At 41.1% G+C, this 15,888-nt stretch carries 20 protein-coding genes and 2 pseudogenes; 13 read left to right on the forward strand and 9 right to left on the reverse strand.

The annotated features are described in order from the left end of the window. Positions 1 to 11: 11 nt before the first annotated feature. Positions 12 to 941: a transcriptional regulator GcvA gene (gene gcvA / locus AN389_RS00350; protein ID WP_055018972.1), complete on the reverse strand. Its 930-nt coding sequence runs from the start codon at positions 939 to 941 to the stop codon at positions 12 to 14. A 169-nt stretch (positions 942 to 1,110) separates the two neighbouring features. Between gcvA and AN389_RS00355 the strand changes: the two genes are divergently transcribed. The 5 genes from AN389_RS00355 (at position 1,111) to AN389_RS00375 (ending at position 4,626) form a co-directional block, all read left to right on the forward strand. Then, positions 1,111 to 1,887, forward strand: a complete 777-nt coding sequence (locus tag AN389_RS00355; RefSeq protein ID WP_055018973.1) for an SDR family NAD(P)-dependent oxidoreductase — start codon at positions 1,111 to 1,113, stop codon at positions 1,885 to 1,887. 72 nt (positions 1,888 to 1,959) lie between these two features. Continuing rightward, positions 1,960 to 2,244: a hypothetical protein gene (locus tag AN389_RS00360; protein ID WP_055018974.1), complete on the forward strand. Its 285-nt coding sequence runs from the start codon at positions 1,960 to 1,962 to the stop codon at positions 2,242 to 2,244. 24 nt (positions 2,245 to 2,268) lie between these two features. After that, positions 2,269 to 2,613, forward strand: coding sequence for a carboxymuconolactone decarboxylase family protein (locus AN389_RS00365; protein WP_055013540.1), 345 nt, complete (start codon positions 2,269 to 2,271; stop codon positions 2,611 to 2,613). Between the two features lie 225 nt (positions 2,614 to 2,838). Then, the gene (locus tag AN389_RS00370; RefSeq protein WP_055018975.1) at positions 2,839 to 3,513 is read left to right on the forward strand and encodes a cupin domain-containing protein; all 675 of its coding nucleotides are present in this window, start codon (positions 2,839 to 2,841) and stop codon (positions 3,511 to 3,513) included. 3 nt (positions 3,514 to 3,516) lie between these two features. After that, entirely contained in the window at positions 3,517 to 4,626 is a 1,110-nt protein-coding gene (locus tag AN389_RS00375) for an FAD-dependent oxidoreductase (protein ID WP_055018976.1), read from the forward strand. 383 nt (positions 4,627 to 5,009) lie between these two features. On the opposite strand, the gene AN389_RS00380 is transcribed toward AN389_RS00375, so the two are convergent. Next, positions 5,010 to 5,381, reverse strand: coding sequence for a helix-turn-helix domain-containing protein (locus tag AN389_RS00380; protein WP_055013543.1), 372 nt, complete (start codon positions 5,379 to 5,381; stop codon positions 5,010 to 5,012). Between the two features lie 119 nt (positions 5,382 to 5,500). On the opposite strand from AN389_RS00380, the gene AN389_RS00385 reads away from it, so the two are divergent. The 3 genes from AN389_RS00385 to AN389_RS00395 are packed head-to-tail and all read left to right on the forward strand — an operon-like array spanning position 5,501 to position 7,005. Continuing rightward, the gene (locus AN389_RS00385; protein ID WP_055013544.1) at positions 5,501 to 6,082 is read left to right on the forward strand and encodes an NAD(P)H-dependent oxidoreductase; all 582 of its coding nucleotides are present in this window, start codon (positions 5,501 to 5,503) and stop codon (positions 6,080 to 6,082) included. A 9-nt stretch (positions 6,083 to 6,091) separates the two neighbouring features. After that, positions 6,092 to 6,634 (forward strand): peroxiredoxin-like family protein, encoded by a 543-nt coding sequence (locus tag AN389_RS00390; RefSeq protein ID WP_055013545.1) that lies wholly within the window; start codon positions 6,092 to 6,094, stop codon positions 6,632 to 6,634. A gap of 8 nt (positions 6,635 to 6,642) precedes the next feature. Then, complete coding sequence (locus AN389_RS00395; protein ID WP_055013546.1) at positions 6,643 to 7,005, forward strand: hypothetical protein; 363 nt, start codon at positions 6,643 to 6,645, stop codon at positions 7,003 to 7,005. 493 nt (positions 7,006 to 7,498) lie between these two features. Here AN389_RS00395 and AN389_RS00400 read toward each other — a convergent pair whose 3' ends face one another. Further along, positions 7,499 to 8,383 (reverse strand): LysR family transcriptional regulator, encoded by an 885-nt coding sequence (locus tag AN389_RS00400; protein ID WP_055018977.1) that lies wholly within the window; start codon positions 8,381 to 8,383, stop codon positions 7,499 to 7,501. 166 nt (positions 8,384 to 8,549) lie between these two features. On the opposite strand from AN389_RS00400, the gene AN389_RS00405 reads away from it, so the two are divergent. Then, on the forward strand, positions 8,550 to 9,032 hold the full coding sequence (locus tag AN389_RS00405) for a DUF2938 domain-containing protein (protein WP_055013548.1): 483 nt from the start codon (positions 8,550 to 8,552) through the stop codon (positions 9,030 to 9,032). A 21-nt stretch (positions 9,033 to 9,053) separates the two neighbouring features. After that, entirely contained in the window at positions 9,054 to 9,464 is a 411-nt protein-coding gene (locus AN389_RS00410) for a disulfide bond formation protein B (RefSeq protein WP_055013549.1), read from the forward strand. A gap of 127 nt (positions 9,465 to 9,591) precedes the next feature. Here AN389_RS00410 and AN389_RS00415 read toward each other — a convergent pair whose 3' ends face one another. The 6 genes and pseudogenes from AN389_RS00415 to AN389_RS20300 all read right to left on the reverse strand — a co-directional run bounded on the left by AN389_RS00415 (position 9,592) and on the right by AN389_RS20300 (position 12,873). Beyond that, positions 9,592 to 10,182 carry a TetR/AcrR family transcriptional regulator gene (locus AN389_RS00415; RefSeq protein ID WP_055013550.1) on the reverse strand — a complete coding sequence of 197 codons (591 nt, stop codon included), beginning with the start codon at positions 10,180 to 10,182 and terminating at the stop codon, positions 9,592 to 9,594. Between the two features lie 126 nt (positions 10,183 to 10,308). After that, positions 10,309 to 11,259 carry a thioredoxin-disulfide reductase gene (gene trxB / locus AN389_RS00420; protein WP_055017036.1) on the reverse strand — a complete coding sequence of 317 codons (951 nt, stop codon included), beginning with the start codon at positions 11,257 to 11,259 and terminating at the stop codon, positions 10,309 to 10,311. Between the two features lie 19 nt (positions 11,260 to 11,278). Beyond that, positions 11,279 to 11,602, reverse strand: coding sequence for a co-chaperone YbbN (locus AN389_RS00425; protein ID WP_055018978.1), 324 nt, complete (start codon positions 11,600 to 11,602; stop codon positions 11,279 to 11,281). A gap of 469 nt (positions 11,603 to 12,071) precedes the next feature. Beyond that, positions 12,072 to 12,269, reverse strand: a pseudogene (locus AN389_RS00430) (GNAT family N-acetyltransferase); the annotation flags it as partial. A gap of 167 nt (positions 12,270 to 12,436) precedes the next feature. After that, positions 12,437 to 12,517 (reverse strand): annotated as a pseudogene (locus AN389_RS20615) (GNAT family N-acetyltransferase); the annotation flags it as partial. A gap of 203 nt (positions 12,518 to 12,720) precedes the next feature. After that, positions 12,721 to 12,873, reverse strand: coding sequence for a hypothetical protein (locus tag AN389_RS20300; RefSeq protein ID WP_408003037.1), 153 nt, complete (start codon positions 12,871 to 12,873; stop codon positions 12,721 to 12,723). Between the two features lie 178 nt (positions 12,874 to 13,051). Here AN389_RS20300 and AN389_RS00435 point away from each other — a divergent pair, with 178 nt between their 5' ends. From AN389_RS00435 to folE2, 3 genes are all read left to right on the forward strand, one after another. After that, a complete protein-coding gene (locus tag AN389_RS00435; RefSeq protein ID WP_055018979.1) occupies positions 13,052 to 13,564 on the forward strand; it encodes a DUF2796 domain-containing protein in 513 nt (170 codons plus the stop codon). Positions 13,565 to 13,625: 61 nt separating this feature from the next. Further along, positions 13,626 to 14,960, forward strand: coding sequence for a dihydroorotase (locus tag AN389_RS00440; protein WP_055018980.1), 1,335 nt, complete (start codon positions 13,626 to 13,628; stop codon positions 14,958 to 14,960). Positions 14,961 to 14,977: 17 nt separating this feature from the next. After that, entirely contained in the window at positions 14,978 to 15,886 is a 909-nt protein-coding gene (gene folE2, locus AN389_RS00445) for a GTP cyclohydrolase FolE2 (protein ID WP_055018981.1), read from the forward strand. Positions 15,887 to 15,888: the final 2 nt, after the last annotated feature.

Here is a 15,888-nt window from a genome sequence, read left to right on the forward strand (position 1 = left end):
ACTCCTGAGCTTTAATTTCTTTTAGCCCGCGGGTTTTCTATCTCTTTAAATAGCCATTCTTTAAATGCCTGTATTCTTGGCAGCTCAGCACATTCGGGGCGATAAATAACGTAATACGCCAAAGGCGATTCAAAATAAATATGAGGGAATAACCTGACCAATCGCCCAGCGGCTAGGTCATCTTTAGCCATTACACTGCGTGCTAACGCCACGCCGTGACCGTCAATAGCTGACTGCAATACAGCCGCTGAGTTATTTATTTGAATACTTTTAGTGGTTAAAGGGCCTGTTACTCCGGCTTTTTTTAACCACGCCGACCAAGACGGAAAACCCGTATGGTCATCCATTGACTGATCGTGTATTAGGGTTTCGTTCAATAGTTTATCTATGGTATTTAAGCGGTTTGAGTCTTCTAAAAACTTAGGAGAGCATACCGGGTATACCTCTTCATCCATTAGTTTTTCTGCGCTTAAGCCCTGCCAATTGCCTACGCCAAAGCGTATGCCTATATCTATGCGCTGCTCAGTAAAATTAACAGGTTTTAAATTAGTATTTAAATTTACACTGGTTTGCGAACATATTTCTTGAAAGAAATGCAACCTAGGTAATAACCATTTAGCGGCAAATGCAGGGCTTACTGCAACCGTTAGCGCACCACTTACGGCGTTATCTTTTAAAATGTCTAGCCCTTGAGCAAGTTTATCAAACCCTTCGCGTATTAATGGCAGGGCACTTTGCGCGGTTTCGGTGGTTATTAGCCGTGTTTTGCCTGAACTCATTCTATGAAACAGCGGCGTGTCGAGCCACTCTTCTAATGTTTTTACCAACTGCCCAACGGCTGCTGGGGTTACGTTTAGCTCATCAGCTGCCGCTGAAAAACTTTGGTGCCTTGCGCTTGCTTCAAACGCTTTTAATGCATTGAGATGTATAGGTGATTTCATGCGATAAACTTTTTCTTTATTGATGACTCAGATTATCTCGTTTGTTAAAGCAAGTAAATAAGTAAAAAGTACCTCCCAAGCCAAACAGCAAGTTACTTGCTATTAGGCAACCAAATACTTTTTATTTATATAACAAATACGGCACATAGTGGCGCTTGGAGAAATAATCATGACTAAGCAATTTTTAGGTAAAAAATTACTCGTTATTGGTGGTACTAGCGGAATGGGTTTTGACACGGCTCGATTAATTTTAGAGCAAGGCGGCCACGCTGTTATTGTTGGCCACCGTAAAGAAAAAGCCCATGCAGCAAAAGAGCAGTTATCTGCTTTAGGCACTGTTGAGGTGTTAACCGCTGATTTAACCAGCAACGAAGGCGTGCAAAACTTAATTAACACACTTTCACAAGAGCACGCAGACGTGGATTTACTGGTAAATGCTGCCGGTGTGTTTTTCCCTAAACCATTTTTAGAGCACGAAGCGGCTGATTACGATCAATACATGCAAATTAACCGTGCCTTGTTTTTTATTACACAAAAAGTAGCCGCTAATTTAGTGGCAGCAAAACGCGCAGGCGCCATTGTTAATGTGGGTTCTATGTGGGGTAAGCAAGCTATTGCCGCTACCCCCTCGTCGGCGTATTCAATGGCTAAGGCAAGTTTACATGCGCTAACGCAACATCTAGCAATGGAATTAGCAGCGCACAACATTCGCGTTAATGCAGTATCGCCAGCGGTTGTACAAACGCCAATTTACGAAGGTTTTATTCCTAAAGCACAAGTAAACGATGCCCTGCAAGGCTTTAACAGTTTCCACCCAATTGGCCGTGTAGGTACAAGCGAAGATGTCGCCAACACCATTGCGTTTTTACTCAGCGACAAAGCCGCTTGGGTCACAGGTGCAGTATGGGATGTTGACGGCGGCGTAATGGCAGGTCGTAACTCATAGCTATTAATAAATACTGTAAGCGCTAATGGGCTAAAGCAGCCCATAGCTAAATTTAATCACTGGAGAACAAATATGGTTTATTTACAAATTACACTAAATGTTGACCACGGTAATAGAAAAGCAGCAGCAGAGGTTTTTAATACCTACAAAGCCCCATTTTTAGACACTGTAAGAGGCGCAGTTTCAAAAGAGTTATTAGCGCGTGATGAAGATGTACAGGTACTTCACGGCTTTGAAACTATTGAGCACGCTCATGAGTATTTAGAAAGCGATTTATTTAATGCAGATGTAGTTACCGCGCTCGCGCCACTACTTACTAATGAACCAGAAGTACGCATTTACTGCGTAGCTGAGTAAAAATTTAAGATAGGAAAGTAAAAAATGTCACAAGATTGGAACGCGTACCGCACCGAAGTAATGAACACTGTAGGTGCGTTTGCTAAGCAAAGCCCAGATACCCTACGCGGATTAATGACAATGGATGGCGCTGGCGCAAAAACAGGCCATTTAACGCCTAAATTACATGAGCTAATAGCACTCGCTGTTGCCGTAACAACACGTTGTGATGGGTGTATTGCGATGCACACTAAAAAAGCGGTTGAGCACGGCGCAACAATTGGTGAAATATCTGAAGCGTTAGGCGTTGCTGTAGCCTTAAATGCAGGTGCAGCGCTAACTTACAGTGCACGAGTACTTGACGCTCACGCACAATTACAAAACGCTTAATAAGCGTAAATTTATACCAATTCGCTTAATTAAGTGATCTATTTTGAGGTTGGAAAAACGTGTTGATAGTTAGGCAAGAAATTCGCTATTTAGTTGTTATAAATGAGAATTTTTTAACGCAGGTAGCGACACGTTTAGCCCCGCAAAATGATTAAGTATTAGTGCGGATTGGTATCACAGAGTAATAACTTATGTTATTGCTCTTATTTTATTTAGGTTGGACAAATGCGAGTCAATTCAGATTTTTCACAACACGCTTTAATGCTGCCAAGTCAATATAGTTGGCAAACATCGCCTCAGGCGGGTGTTGAGCGCGTAATGCTCGACAGAATAGGCGCTGAAAAAGCCAGAGCAACAAGCGTAGTACGCTACGCGCCTGAGTCTACTTTTCCAAGCCATGCTCACCCAGGTGGAGAAGAAATAATGGTACTTTCGGGCACTTTTTCAGATGAGTCGGGCGACTACCCACAAGGCTTTTATTTACGAAATCCGCCAGGGTCTTCACATGCACCTAAAAGTAAAAGTGGCGCAACCATTTTTGTAAAACTGTGGCAAATGTGCGTAACAGAAACCACCTCTGTGCGCATAAATACACACGATCCGGCTACGTGGATAACACAAAATAACCGCACAATATGCCCGCTTTATCAAGATGATAACGAAGTAACTAAACTGGTTAAGTTAACCCCGCAACAGCCCCTATTTGATAACCTAAAAGCACATAATGCCTTAGAGCTATTTGTACTGGGCGGCAGCGTAATACACAACGAGGTAGAATATTCAAAAGGAAGCTGGCTAAGGCTGCCAAGCACGAGTAAAGCGTTAATATCAGCGGGAAATAACAGCGCTACAATTTACCTAAAAGTAGGGAATTTTAAAAACATAGGCTGTGGAGGCTAAATAATGCGTACAAAAATTGCGATTATAGGCGGTGGGCTAAGCGGCGTGTATGCAGCTTATCAGTTAGAGCAACAAGGCATTACCGATTACATATTGCTTGAAGCCAGAGACCAATTAGGTGGCCGTATTATGGACTTTACAAGCCTGTCGCAAGCGACAACAAACAGATTTGATCTTGGCCCAACGTGGTTTTGGCCAGAGTTTCAGCCGCAATTAAATGCCATTATTAAAACGCTAAACCTAGAAACATTTGCCCAGTACGATCAAGGCAATACGTTAGTAGAGCACTCACATACGCAGCCGCCAACAGCAATGCCCGGTTATACGCATGCGCCTAAGTCTATGCGGCTAAAGGGTGGCATGGGCATACTTATTAATACCTTACATGAAAAGCTTAGCAACAAACACATAGTGACCGGCGCTTTGGTAAACACAATTACCCACCAACACGGTCATATTGAAGTTAACTTTAGCACCTCTAACACAGCCGATAATAAAGTAAACGTTGAGCACGTAATGCTTGCGCTACCACCACGCTTAGCCACAAGCCAAATAACATTTACCCCCGCATTGCCAAGCGATTTAGTATCGCAGTGGCAAAATACCGCAACCTGGATGGCACCCCACGCTAAGTATATTGCTGTGTACGATACGCCATTTTGGCGTAAGCAAACGCTCTCGGGCAGCGCCCGCAGCAGCGTTGGGCCAATGGCAGAAATACACGACGCATCAAACCCACAAGGCCAAGCCGCATTATTTGGCTTTATTGGCATACCCGCCGATGATCGAAAACGCATTAGTAATGAAGATTTAATCACACATTGCAAAGCGCAATTAGTCAGGCTTTTTGGCGCACAAGCCGCCACACCAAAAGCCGATATTATTAAAGACTGGGCACAAGACCCGCTCACCGCAACATCGCTTGATATACACGCAGCTAATACGCATGCGCCAGCACCTTACATAACCGCGCAAAATGGCCCATGGCATCAAAATTTAGTCGGTATTGGCAGCGAATGGTCGGTGCAATTTCCGGGCTATGTAGCTGGTGCGGTTGATGCAGCAAACATAGGCGTTGAGCTGTATTTAAAAAAGTTAACGCGTGATGTGTAGAGGCTGAGGTTTGAGCTTAGCGTTTTAATGGATAGCTCATAACGGCAGCTGATGGGCGGTTATGAGCGAACTCCGGAGATTAGACATAATTTTTGCGAAAATCCGCTTCAGACAAAGAGCGGACGCTCAGGTTTAAAAACTCATAGTGCTGCTTTGTGCCAATAGAGAATCACCAGCCTAAACTCGTTTTTGCCCCAAAACGAGTTAACGTAAATGCTCTAAGGGTGGCTTTAAGCGGAGAGCAGAGAGTCGAACAAAATCATTTTTGGACAAAAGTGATTTAACGTAATTACTCTATAGGTCGTAAAGTTACACTAAATTCGAGGCTTGCTCATCTGATACGGAAAGACCACTGTTAAATATTGACTTGGAACAGGTAAAAACTACTTTGAATTTAACTCTATCCCATTTGCCTCTGACCATTTTCTTAAATCATCTAAAATAGAAAGTGCTGATTTGCCAAAATCAGTAAGTTCATATGTAACAGCTATGGGTCTGTCGCTTATAACCCTTCTAATTACCATACCTTCTTCTTCAAGTTCCTTGAGACGTTGATCAACCATTTTTTTTGTTGCGCCGCCTAGCATTCGAGTTAAGTCATTAAATCGGACTGGCTCATCTTTTAAATGATAAATGATTGATCCTTTCCATTTTCCACCGATCAAACGCATACCTTTTTCAATCGCGCAAGGCTCCATGCACGCGTTATAAACTTTTTTCCTTCCCTTACCATCTGTTTTTATTGAACTTTCCACAGTTTCTCTCTTATTTTCTTAAGGTTACTAAAAGTATACTAATTGATTGTAGTTAAAAGGTATATAAAATATACCACGGTTAGGCATTCAGAATAAATTTTATTTTTGGAGAAACACAAATGAGCAATATTTTAATTATTAATGGTCACCAATATTACCCTTTTTCGGAAGGCAAGCTAAACACTACGCTAGTAGAAAAAGCAGTTTCTATATTAGAGGCAAAAGGCCATAAAACTCGCGTAGTTACAATCTCAGAAGAGATTAATGTTGAGAAAGAACTTGAAAATCATCAATGGGCTGACATCGTTATTCTTCAAACCCCGGTAAACTGGATGAGTGTTACCTGGTCATTCAAAAAATACATGGATGAAGTCTATACAGCGGGTATGGGGGGTGCACTATGTGTTGGTGATGGTCGTGACGAATCTGCACCTAAAAAGAACTATGGCATGGGTGGCACACTAACTAATACAAAATACATGATGTCGCTAACGTTAAATGCGCCAGAAGAAGCGTTTAATGATGAAAACGAATTCTTTAATGGAAAATCAATTGATGACCTATTATTCCCTATGCATATGAACTTCAAGTTTTTTGGTATGAAGCCTATGGAAACATTTGCATGCTTCGATGTGATGAAAAATGCAGAGATTGAAAGCGACTTCAAACGTTTTGAAGCTCACATTAACAAACATTTTTAAGGGGTAGTTATGAGCGTTGAATATACTACTAAATTACACGCGGGAGCTGACTTCCCTGTAATTGAAGCAAAGCTATTAAATGGTGATATTAAAAAGCTTTCTATTCCTGAAAATGGTTTGGATTGGAAGATGGTTGTTGTTTACAGAGGTCAACATTGCCCTCTTTGTACACGATACCTGAACCAATTAGGAAACGCGAAAGACTTACTTGCTCAAACAGGCGTAGATTTGATCGCCGTTTCTGGTGACAGTAAAGAGCAACTCGAAAGTCATATGGAAAGACTTAATGTGGCTTTCCCTATTGCATACGGCCTTACCCTTGAACAAATGGAAGAGCTTGGGTTGTACATATCAGATCCAAGGTCCCTAGAAGAAACCGATCATCCATTTGCTGAACCGGGGCTATTTGTAGTCAATAGTGAAGGAAAAGTTCACGTAGCAGACATTTCTAACAATCCGTTTGTAAGACCTGAACTTCAGTCTCTAATTAGTGGCTTAGCTTGGATACGAAACCCTGACAACAACTACCCCATTCGTGGTATGCATAAATAGGAGCTACTATGAAAAAGGTTGTATTGACTGCTGTTATTTCAGCCCTATTACTTGGAAACGCATTTGCAGATGACACAATAGTCGAACCTGCTCACATCGCATCTCCAAAACAATATGAACTTCTTCTTGAGAACGAACAGGTTACGGTGCTTAAGATGACACTTAAACCAGGAGAACAAGATAATTGGCATAAGCACAATGCTGAGACTGTTTACTTCGAAAAAGGTGGCAAGGCAACGATAATAACGAGTGAAAAAGACATGACTTTGGAGATCCCGGATGGCTACGTGATGTGGCATGACCAATGGGAACACCAAGTTAAAAATGTTGGTAACAAAACAATCACTGCAATTATCGTAGAGAAGAAATAATGATGTCAAAGACCCAAACTAACGATTGAAATCGTTTCTGGTGTGGTATGTCCTAGGTGTGTAATTGGCTATAGTCGCTTAAAAGCAGCATTAGCCAATTGCCTTGCCCTGAATCTTTAGTCACTCTGTAGCATCGAATTAGAACGATTGGGACAGTTTGGTTTCAATTCTAATGGGCATAAACAATTTAATCATGAATGACTGCTCATGACACAGCACCGTCCTTCGCTCATAGTTGACCTCTGTCCCTAAAAGTGCAATTTCCGCAATACGTAATCTTCTGCCGCTTAATTACAAATAATCGAACACCAGCTTTTGGCACTCTCTAGCCACACGACAACATAAAATGGTGATAATAATTGGCAAGGTATTTTACTATTTAGGATGGCGCTTCGCTTATCCGACCTAAACAGGCATATACCTAACAGCTAAAGTTAATACTCCCCAAAATTATTAATTCGCATTAACGCCCTACATTTAACAGCAAATCCATTTACACATTAGAGCGCGTTGATTCTATAAACCCTTTTACATAATCAAGCTGTAAGTCGTCATCGCGCACACCTACATTAACGCTTTTTTGCAGCCCTTTATTACCTATGCTGATGCCTTTTATGCCTAAACGACTTTCGTGCGATGACACTAGCCACTCTGGTAATACTGCTACCCCCCGATTGGCCGACACTAATTGCAGCATCATTTCAGTGCTTTCTATGGGTACTCTGCGTTTGGGTTGCACGTTAGCGGGGTCTAAAAATCGGGTGTAAACATCTAAGCGGTTGTAGCCTACGGGCACGGTGTAAAGTATTTGGTTTTCGAGATCTTGTGCTGTAACAAACGCTTTGTTGTATAGCGGGTTTTGCTCGCTTACTACAATACATAAATTGTAGTTAAACACAGACCTAAAATTTAAGCCCTCTGTATTTACGGGGTCGGGGGTTATTAGCACATCTATTTCGTTGGCTTTTAGCGCTGCTATGCCATCAAATCTAAAGGCACTTTTTATTTCTACGTCTACCTCTGGCCATGCTTTTAAAAATTGCTGAATTTTGCCCATTAACCATTGCTCACACGGGTGACACTCCATTCCTATGCGCATTATTCCTCGGCGGCCTTGGGCAAACTCTTGTAATACTCGCTCGGCGTGCTCAAACTCGGTGACCATTTTGTCTGCAAGTGAAAGTAAATAAAGCCCCGCCTGAGAATATACAAGCGTATTGCCTTTACGATGCCACAGTTTTAAGCCAAATCGGCGCTCTAATTTAGCAATAGTATGGCTCACAGCCGACTGACTTAAGTTTAAACTTTCGGCCGCGGCGGTCACGCTTTTAAGGCGATTAACCTCTTTAATAATGTGTAGATGATTACGTTCAAGCATTATGATTTATATTCATTCCAAAACCAGTTTTTACCATTAGTGTTCATAATGGCGTTTTGGTAATATTATCACATTACATACCCAAGTCTATGCACTTTGCTGTTGTGCTATGTATACACACCAGCAAAACACCTAGCATTTAACGTATTACCAGGAGATACAGCCTATGTTTAGCGACTCTTTCTATACTTTTATATTAATAGGTATAGGGGGCACACTAGTGTTAGATATTTACGCGGGGTTACTCGCTAAGTTTTTTGATTTACCCGCCACAAATTGGCGATTAGTTGGGCGCTGGGTAGGTCATATGAAGTCGGGGCAATTTTATCAGCCTGCACTACCTAAGGCCGAAAAAATACCGGGTGAGCTTGGTATTGGTTGGGTTGTACATTACCTAATTGGCATAGCGTACGGGTTAATATTAATGGTGTGTGTAAACACGCAGTGGCTTGATTTGCCAACCATACTACCTGCATTACTTGTTTCGTGGTTTGGCATAGTTGCCCCCTTTTTTATAATGATGCCAGGCATGGGCGCGGGTATGGCCGGTGCAAAAACACCTAACCCCACAGTTACGCGCATAAAAAGCTTTGTAGGGCACACCATATTTGGCTTAGGCATGTTTTTAACCGCACTGGTTTTAGCATAATTTTAAGTAGGAAAGCAGTACATGAACATTTTAAATTTAAGCACCTATTCTACGCATATAAAAATAGTGGGCTTAATCGCTATTGTTATTTCAATAGCTGCGTGGAGCACAGACTTATTAGGCATAGTGTATGCTTGCCCCTATTGTAGAGTGCAGCGCTCAGTAATAGGCCTGTTAGGTTTATTATTAATAACGCCTGCGGTTACACACTGGATAGGCAAATATTTTGCTTTAGTGATTGGTTTTTTTGGCGCAACAGTGGCCGCTAATCAGCACTTTATGGGCTGGAAAAAAATATCAGCTGGCACCTTTGAATTTAAAGATAACCTGTTAGTTGACCCCTTTATTTTATCGGCCTGTGCACTAACAGGTATTATTGGGCTCACTTATTTAGCAGTAACAGCCGCAAAGTTACCTGCTAAAACGGCTTAACATTTAGTACCCTAGCTAAAACAAACAAGGCGCACTTTTTATTAAAAGTGCGCCTTGTTTTTTTATATATAAATTTAATTTAGTTACGTTAAGTCTGTTTTTCTATGCGCTTAAAGCAATCTACTTATTACCATCTATCTAAAAATAACTCACAGGCTTCTAAAAGCTTTTCCCGTGCAATGCCGTCTCTTGATTGAATAGAAAGGCCATTAATAAAGGTATCTAAAATTAGCATAAATTGCTCTACGGGCATTTCTTGTTGCCACTCTTGCCGGGCTGTTCCGCGCTCTATGCATTTTACAAGCGCTTTACGAATGTCGTTACGTACCGACAGCGCCATTTGCTCAACTTCTTTATTTTCGTCGCCGCAATTTAAGCCAGATAAAACAATCATGCAGCCCGATGGTTGCTTAGTTGAGGTTTGCATATGAATGGTTTTAAACACCATGTTTTTAATCGCTGCTTTTGCAGGAACCGACTCGTTTTCTAGCTCCGAAAAGGTCTCTCCACAGGTGCTGGTATAAAGTGCTAAACATTCACTGTATAGAGCTTGCTTTGAGCCAAATGCTGCGTAAAAACTCGCAGATGAAATATTGCCTAACACTTTGCGTAGCTCAGCTAAAGAAGTGGATTCGTAGCCTTTTTGCCAAAATAAATCCATTGCACTTTTTATTGCATCTTCACGGTTAAACTGGCGTGGGCGTCCGGTTCGGGCCATATAAATTACCTCAAGTAAGTAAATTTTAAATAAGTGTATTGTTAGTTAAAACACTCAAGCCCGAAATACTAAGTATTGTCGGGCATTGTGTTGATCATACCATAAGTTTTAAATACAGTTGCTGTGCTAAGCACCTAAGCGAGTAAAGTATTGCTCTACATCTAGTGCTGCTTTACACCCAGAACCTGCAGATGTAATTGCCTGCCTATAATGGTTATCGCTTACATCACCTGCGGCAAATACGCCGGGAATATTCGTTAATGTTTCACCATTTTCAAACCCAGAATACACATTAATGTAGCCATCGCGCATATCAAGCTGATCTTTAAAAATATGTGTATTAGGCTGATGCCCAATGGCAATAAACACCCCATTAACGCTCAGTGTTTCTCTGTCTTGCTCCGGTAACGTTGATTTAATAGTAATTCCTGTAACGCCGTTAGCGTCACCCACTATTTCATCTACTTGGTTATTCCACTTAATAGTTACTTTACCTTGCGCTACTTTATCAAATAGGCGCTGTTGTAAAACCTTTTCGGCACTGAGTGAATCACGACGGTGAATAAGCGTAACGTGCGACGCAATATTAGCTAAATACAAAGCCTCTTCAACTGCGGTATTACCACCGCCAACCACAGCTACGCTTTGGTTTTTATAAAAAAAGCCATCGCAAGTTGCACACGCCGATACACCCTTACCTTTAAACTCAGTTTCGCTTTGTAGGCCAAGGTACTTTGCCGATGCGCCCGTAGAAATAATTAACGCATCAGCAGTGTAAGTTTGCTGACCTTTAAGCACAAACGGTCTTTGCTGCAGGTCAACATATGTGATGTAGTCATGCACTATTTCGGTATCAAAATTTTCAGCATGCTCTTTAAACTGTCTCATCAGTTGTGGCCCCTGAATACCCGTTGGGTATCCTGGCCAATTTTCAACATCAGTTGTTGTTGTGAGTTGCCCACCCACTTCAAGGCCAGTAATTAGTAATGGTTCAAGGTTTGCTCTAGCTGCATAAATAGCGGCAGTGTAACCAGCAGGCCCCGAACCCAAAATTATCAACTTTCGATGTGTGCTCATTTATCACCTCTTTGGCGTACTAATCTTTTAAAATTAGCGCTTGTAGCTCTGGCGCAGGCATCATACCTACAGAGCGATTTATTTCTTTACCGTTTTTAAATACAACAACAGTAGGAATACTTCTTACCGCTAATTTGGCTGCAACTGATGGAAAATCATCAATATTAAGCTCCCCCATAATAATATTTTCATCAGCGAGGTTATCGGCTACTTGCTCGTAAATAGGCGACATCGTTTGGCATGGAGCACACCACTCAGCCCATAGTCTTACAACTAATTTGGCGTCTTTTTTGTTTAGCGATTCAAAGTTTTGATCATTTAATTTAATTACTTGGTTAGTCATTTTTGGCTCCTAGTTAAAAGTAAAAATCGACCCACAGTGACACACCTATATTTCGCCTAACAGGGTATTTATATATGCAAACTACGCATAATAAATATCAGAGCTATAAACGTGTTTTAAAAAGATGCTATTTAAAATAAGAGGAACAAACTCTTAAAATATCAACTTAAAACACATTACCCATAACACTTGTGGATCGATTGATCCGAAATTTACACGCAAGAACAGAGAGTGTCAATAACTTATAGAACACTCAATCCACAAATAAGTAAAATTAACACTCAAAAAGCCGCACTAAAAAATTAATTTTAAGCGACTTTGTTTTTATTTTTTAAATTAAAGCAATAGGTTATAAAGTAAAAAAAACAACGCAGCTAGGAGCTGAAATTTAAAATAATTAATTTATGATTTTTGAGAAAAGAGTAGGGAAGGAGAGCAATATATAATCGGCAGCGGCAAAATAAATGAGTTAACGGCTAATTTTAATAACGGCTAACATGTCGCCCTCATCGAGGCCAACTTCCTCAAATCCAAAACTTGAATAAAAATCTTTAGCTATTGGGTTTTGCGGGTTATAACAAATCTCGATTTGTTCAAGCTCAGGGTTTGTTTTAATCTCTTCAACTGCCATGAATAGTGCTTTGCGCCCAATGCCTTTATTTTGATAATACCAACTCCATTTAAGTATATGTTCTAAATTTTACGCCGAAAAAACAATTCAGTTCTAGGCGTAAATTGATGTAAGTGGTTGTTCCCTTTACGAAATTTAAAACAAAGAAATGGGTTGTTTTAGCAAGTAAAATAGAGCAACTATTTATTGGAGTTGGTATAAGTTTGATCAACCATAAAGCGCCAAATAGAAACCTTTGTTGGGGTTTCTTGTACCCACATAAAAAAGCCTACTGGCAGAGCATTTAGGAAAATAACCTGAACTCTGGTTAAGAGATTTACTAACATATTGAGTCAAAAGTGATATTTATGCTTATTCTCTCTAGCCAGAGATTTCCAGTGAAAACAAGGCGAAATTACGCGTCAATAGCTAGCTTATTGCAAGTAAATTCAACGCAGTTAGCGCTGAAAATAACTGCTTGAGATAGATTTATTATCCAGAGTTCAGGTTAATTCGCTTTACAGGTATACCCGCTATTGTAGTGCGCCTCTACTAACGACCACATATTACACGCTACGTATTCTTCTTGAGTTTTAGTAACCTCTAAATCGCATACGGCTTCGTAATTATTGGCGGTGATGTCTTCCAATGACAGTTTCATGTTTTTCCTTAAAAATAAATTATTTATATAGCTAAAACTTACCAGCATCTGTACCTATAAACAATAAATGGCTTTACTAGCCCAATAGAGCCTTAATTATTATCTTTTTAGGACACAATCGGTATGTTATATTATAACAATTGCTGTATTTAGCTCTATTTTGTATAAGGGTTAGCTTATGAAAACGTTTACAAAAGGGTTCACTATTGCCCTGCTATTAGGGTTGGGTTTTAGTGCTAATGCGCAAAAGCATGTACATGGGGAAGGTGAGTTACTTATTGCTCAACAGGGCAATGTGCTGCAAATGCAGTTTATTATTCCGGCTGCTGATGCGCTTGGTTTTGAGCACCAAGTTGCAAGCTCAACAGATAAAAATGCTATTGATGTACTTGCCCAGCAGTTAAAAAATAGCAGCCACGCCATTGATATAAAAGGGCTGTGTATTTTACAAAGCACCGAAAACTCACTTGCTCACAGCCATGATGAACACGCAGACCTTCATAGCCACGATCATCATAATGTTGAAGCCACCTACAATTTTAACTGCAAAACACCGGTTAGGGGCTTTACGGTCACGTTGTTTAAGTTAATGCCTTCACTGAATGCGCTTAACGTGCAATGGATTAGTAACACAGGGCAAGGCTCAACAGAAGCGACGCGTAATAACCCTGTTATTAGTTGGCAAAGCTAATATTTGGCCGCCAACTCACACCCATTAAACATACATTGCTGACTAAATAAGAGCCTTAAGCATGAAAAGCCAACTAATAAAAAATGCCCAAATGGTTAACGAAGGTAAAACGCAACGTGCTGATGTACGCATTACCAACCAATTTATTGAATGCATTGCTGCTAATATCACCCCGAGCATAAACGATGATGTATTTGACGCAAAAGGCGCGTACTTGCTCCCAGGTATGATAGATGACCAAGTGCATTTTAGAGAGCCAGGCCTTACCCATAAAGGCTCTATATTAACTGAATCACGCGCGGCAGTGGCAGGCGGTATTACAAGTTATATGGAAATGCCTAATGTTACCCCTTCAACCACAAACAAAGCGGCGCTTGAAGAAAAATACGCCATAGCTGAGCAGCACTCTTATGCTAATTACTCTTTTTACCTTGGCGCAACCGAGCACAGTTTAGATGATATTAAAGCGCTCGACCCTAAAAGAGTATGTGGCGTAAAAGTGTTTATGGGCGCCTCTACCGGTAATTTATTAATAGAGAACCCACAAGCGCTTGAGGGGATATTTCGCGAATGCCCTGTGCTTATAGTTACCCACTGCGAAGATGGAAAAATCATTAGCAAAAATAATCAGCGCTACGAGCAACAAGGCATTGTGCCTAGTATTACCGATCATCCAAAAATACGTGATGCGCAGGCGTGTTATGCCTCATCGTCGTATGCGGTGTCGCTTGCTAAAAAATACAATGCGCAATTGCATGTATTACACATAACTACCGAAAAAGAGCTGAGTTTATTTACTAAAGGCGATATAGCCAATAAAAGCATTACCGCAGAAGCCTGTGTACACCACTTATACTTTTGCGAGCAAGATTACGAAGCCTTAGGCAACTTAATAAAATGTAACCCAGCCATAAAAGCTAAAACCGATCGCGATGCGCTTATAAACGCGGTTAAAAATAATCAAATAGATATTATTGCCACCGATCACGCTCCGCATACATGGCAAGAAAAACAAACCGATTATGTTAACGCGCCAGCAGGTTTGCCCTTAGTAGAGCACGTACTTTTAAGCTTACTAGAACACGTTAAACACAACCGCTTAAGCATTGAACAAGTAGTAGAAAAAACCGCACATAAACCCGCGCTGCGTTTTAAGGTAGATAAACGCGGCTTTATAAAAGAAGGTTACTACGCCGATTTAGTGCTGATAAGTACACAGCAAACTACAAAGGTGAGCCACGACGCTTGCCGCTACCTTTGCGGCTGGACGCCTTTTAATGGCGTTGGGTTTTCATCAAAAATAGTAAGCACGTGGGTTAATGGCGAGCGCCTTTACGATGGCAAAACAGTCACTAAACCAAGTAAACCTGCTATGCCTCTTATTTTTAATCGTTAACCGGAATAGTTAAATTTATGAATGCTAAAAGCCATTTGCCCGATATTACTTCGCAGCCTAACTCTCTTAATGCACGCCCATTACAATGGGTGGGTATGGAAGAGGTTTCGCTGCCGTTACATATTTTAAACAACAAAAGTGAGCAACTACACACTCACGCTAAAGCAGGCATATTTGTTAGCCTTGATAAAGCAAATGCAAAAGGCATACATATGTCGCGCTTGTATTTATTGCTTAATGAACAACTGGCTAATAAGCCACTCAATGGCCAAGTTTTAACAACGCTAGTTGAAAACATGCTGAGCTCTCAGCAAGGCTTAAGCTTAAGTGCCAAAGTAGATTTAGCTTTTGAGCTTGTAATAAACAAGCCGGCGCTTTTATCTAATCAATCTGGGTTTCAGGCGTATCCGGTGGCTCTTAGCAAAACCATTAAAAATGGCGTTATTAATACCGAACTTAGCCTAACAATTCCTTATTCTAGCACGTGCCCGTGTTCGGCCGCGCTTTCTAGACAAGCGTTAAGTGATGCCGTAACAGAGCAGTTTACAGAGCAGCAGCTTGATAAAAACACTTTATTAGAGTGGCTTACATCGCAGCAAGGCAGTGTAGCTACCCCGCACAGCCAACGCTCGTATGCGTATATAAATATGAGCTTACAAGGCGAGCAACTTCCTGATTTACCCACTCTCATTACGCAAATGGAACAAGCCATAGGCACGCCAGTACAAACCGCGGTAAAACGAGAAGACGAGCAAGCCTTTGCTAAATTAAACGCCGAAAACCTACTGTTTTGTGAAGATGCCGCCCGCAGGTTAAAGCACGCCCTTGAGCAAAATACAGATATTTGCGACTACCACTTTAAAGTTGAGCACCAAGAAAGCCTACATGCGCACAATGCCGTAGTGTACGACCAAAAATTTGCATAGCA

Origin of the sequence: Pseudoalteromonas sp. P1-7a, assembly GCF_001401855.1 — a bacterium.
In the GTDB taxonomy this organism is placed as follows: Bacteria; Pseudomonadota; Gammaproteobacteria; order Enterobacterales; family Alteromonadaceae; genus Pseudoalteromonas.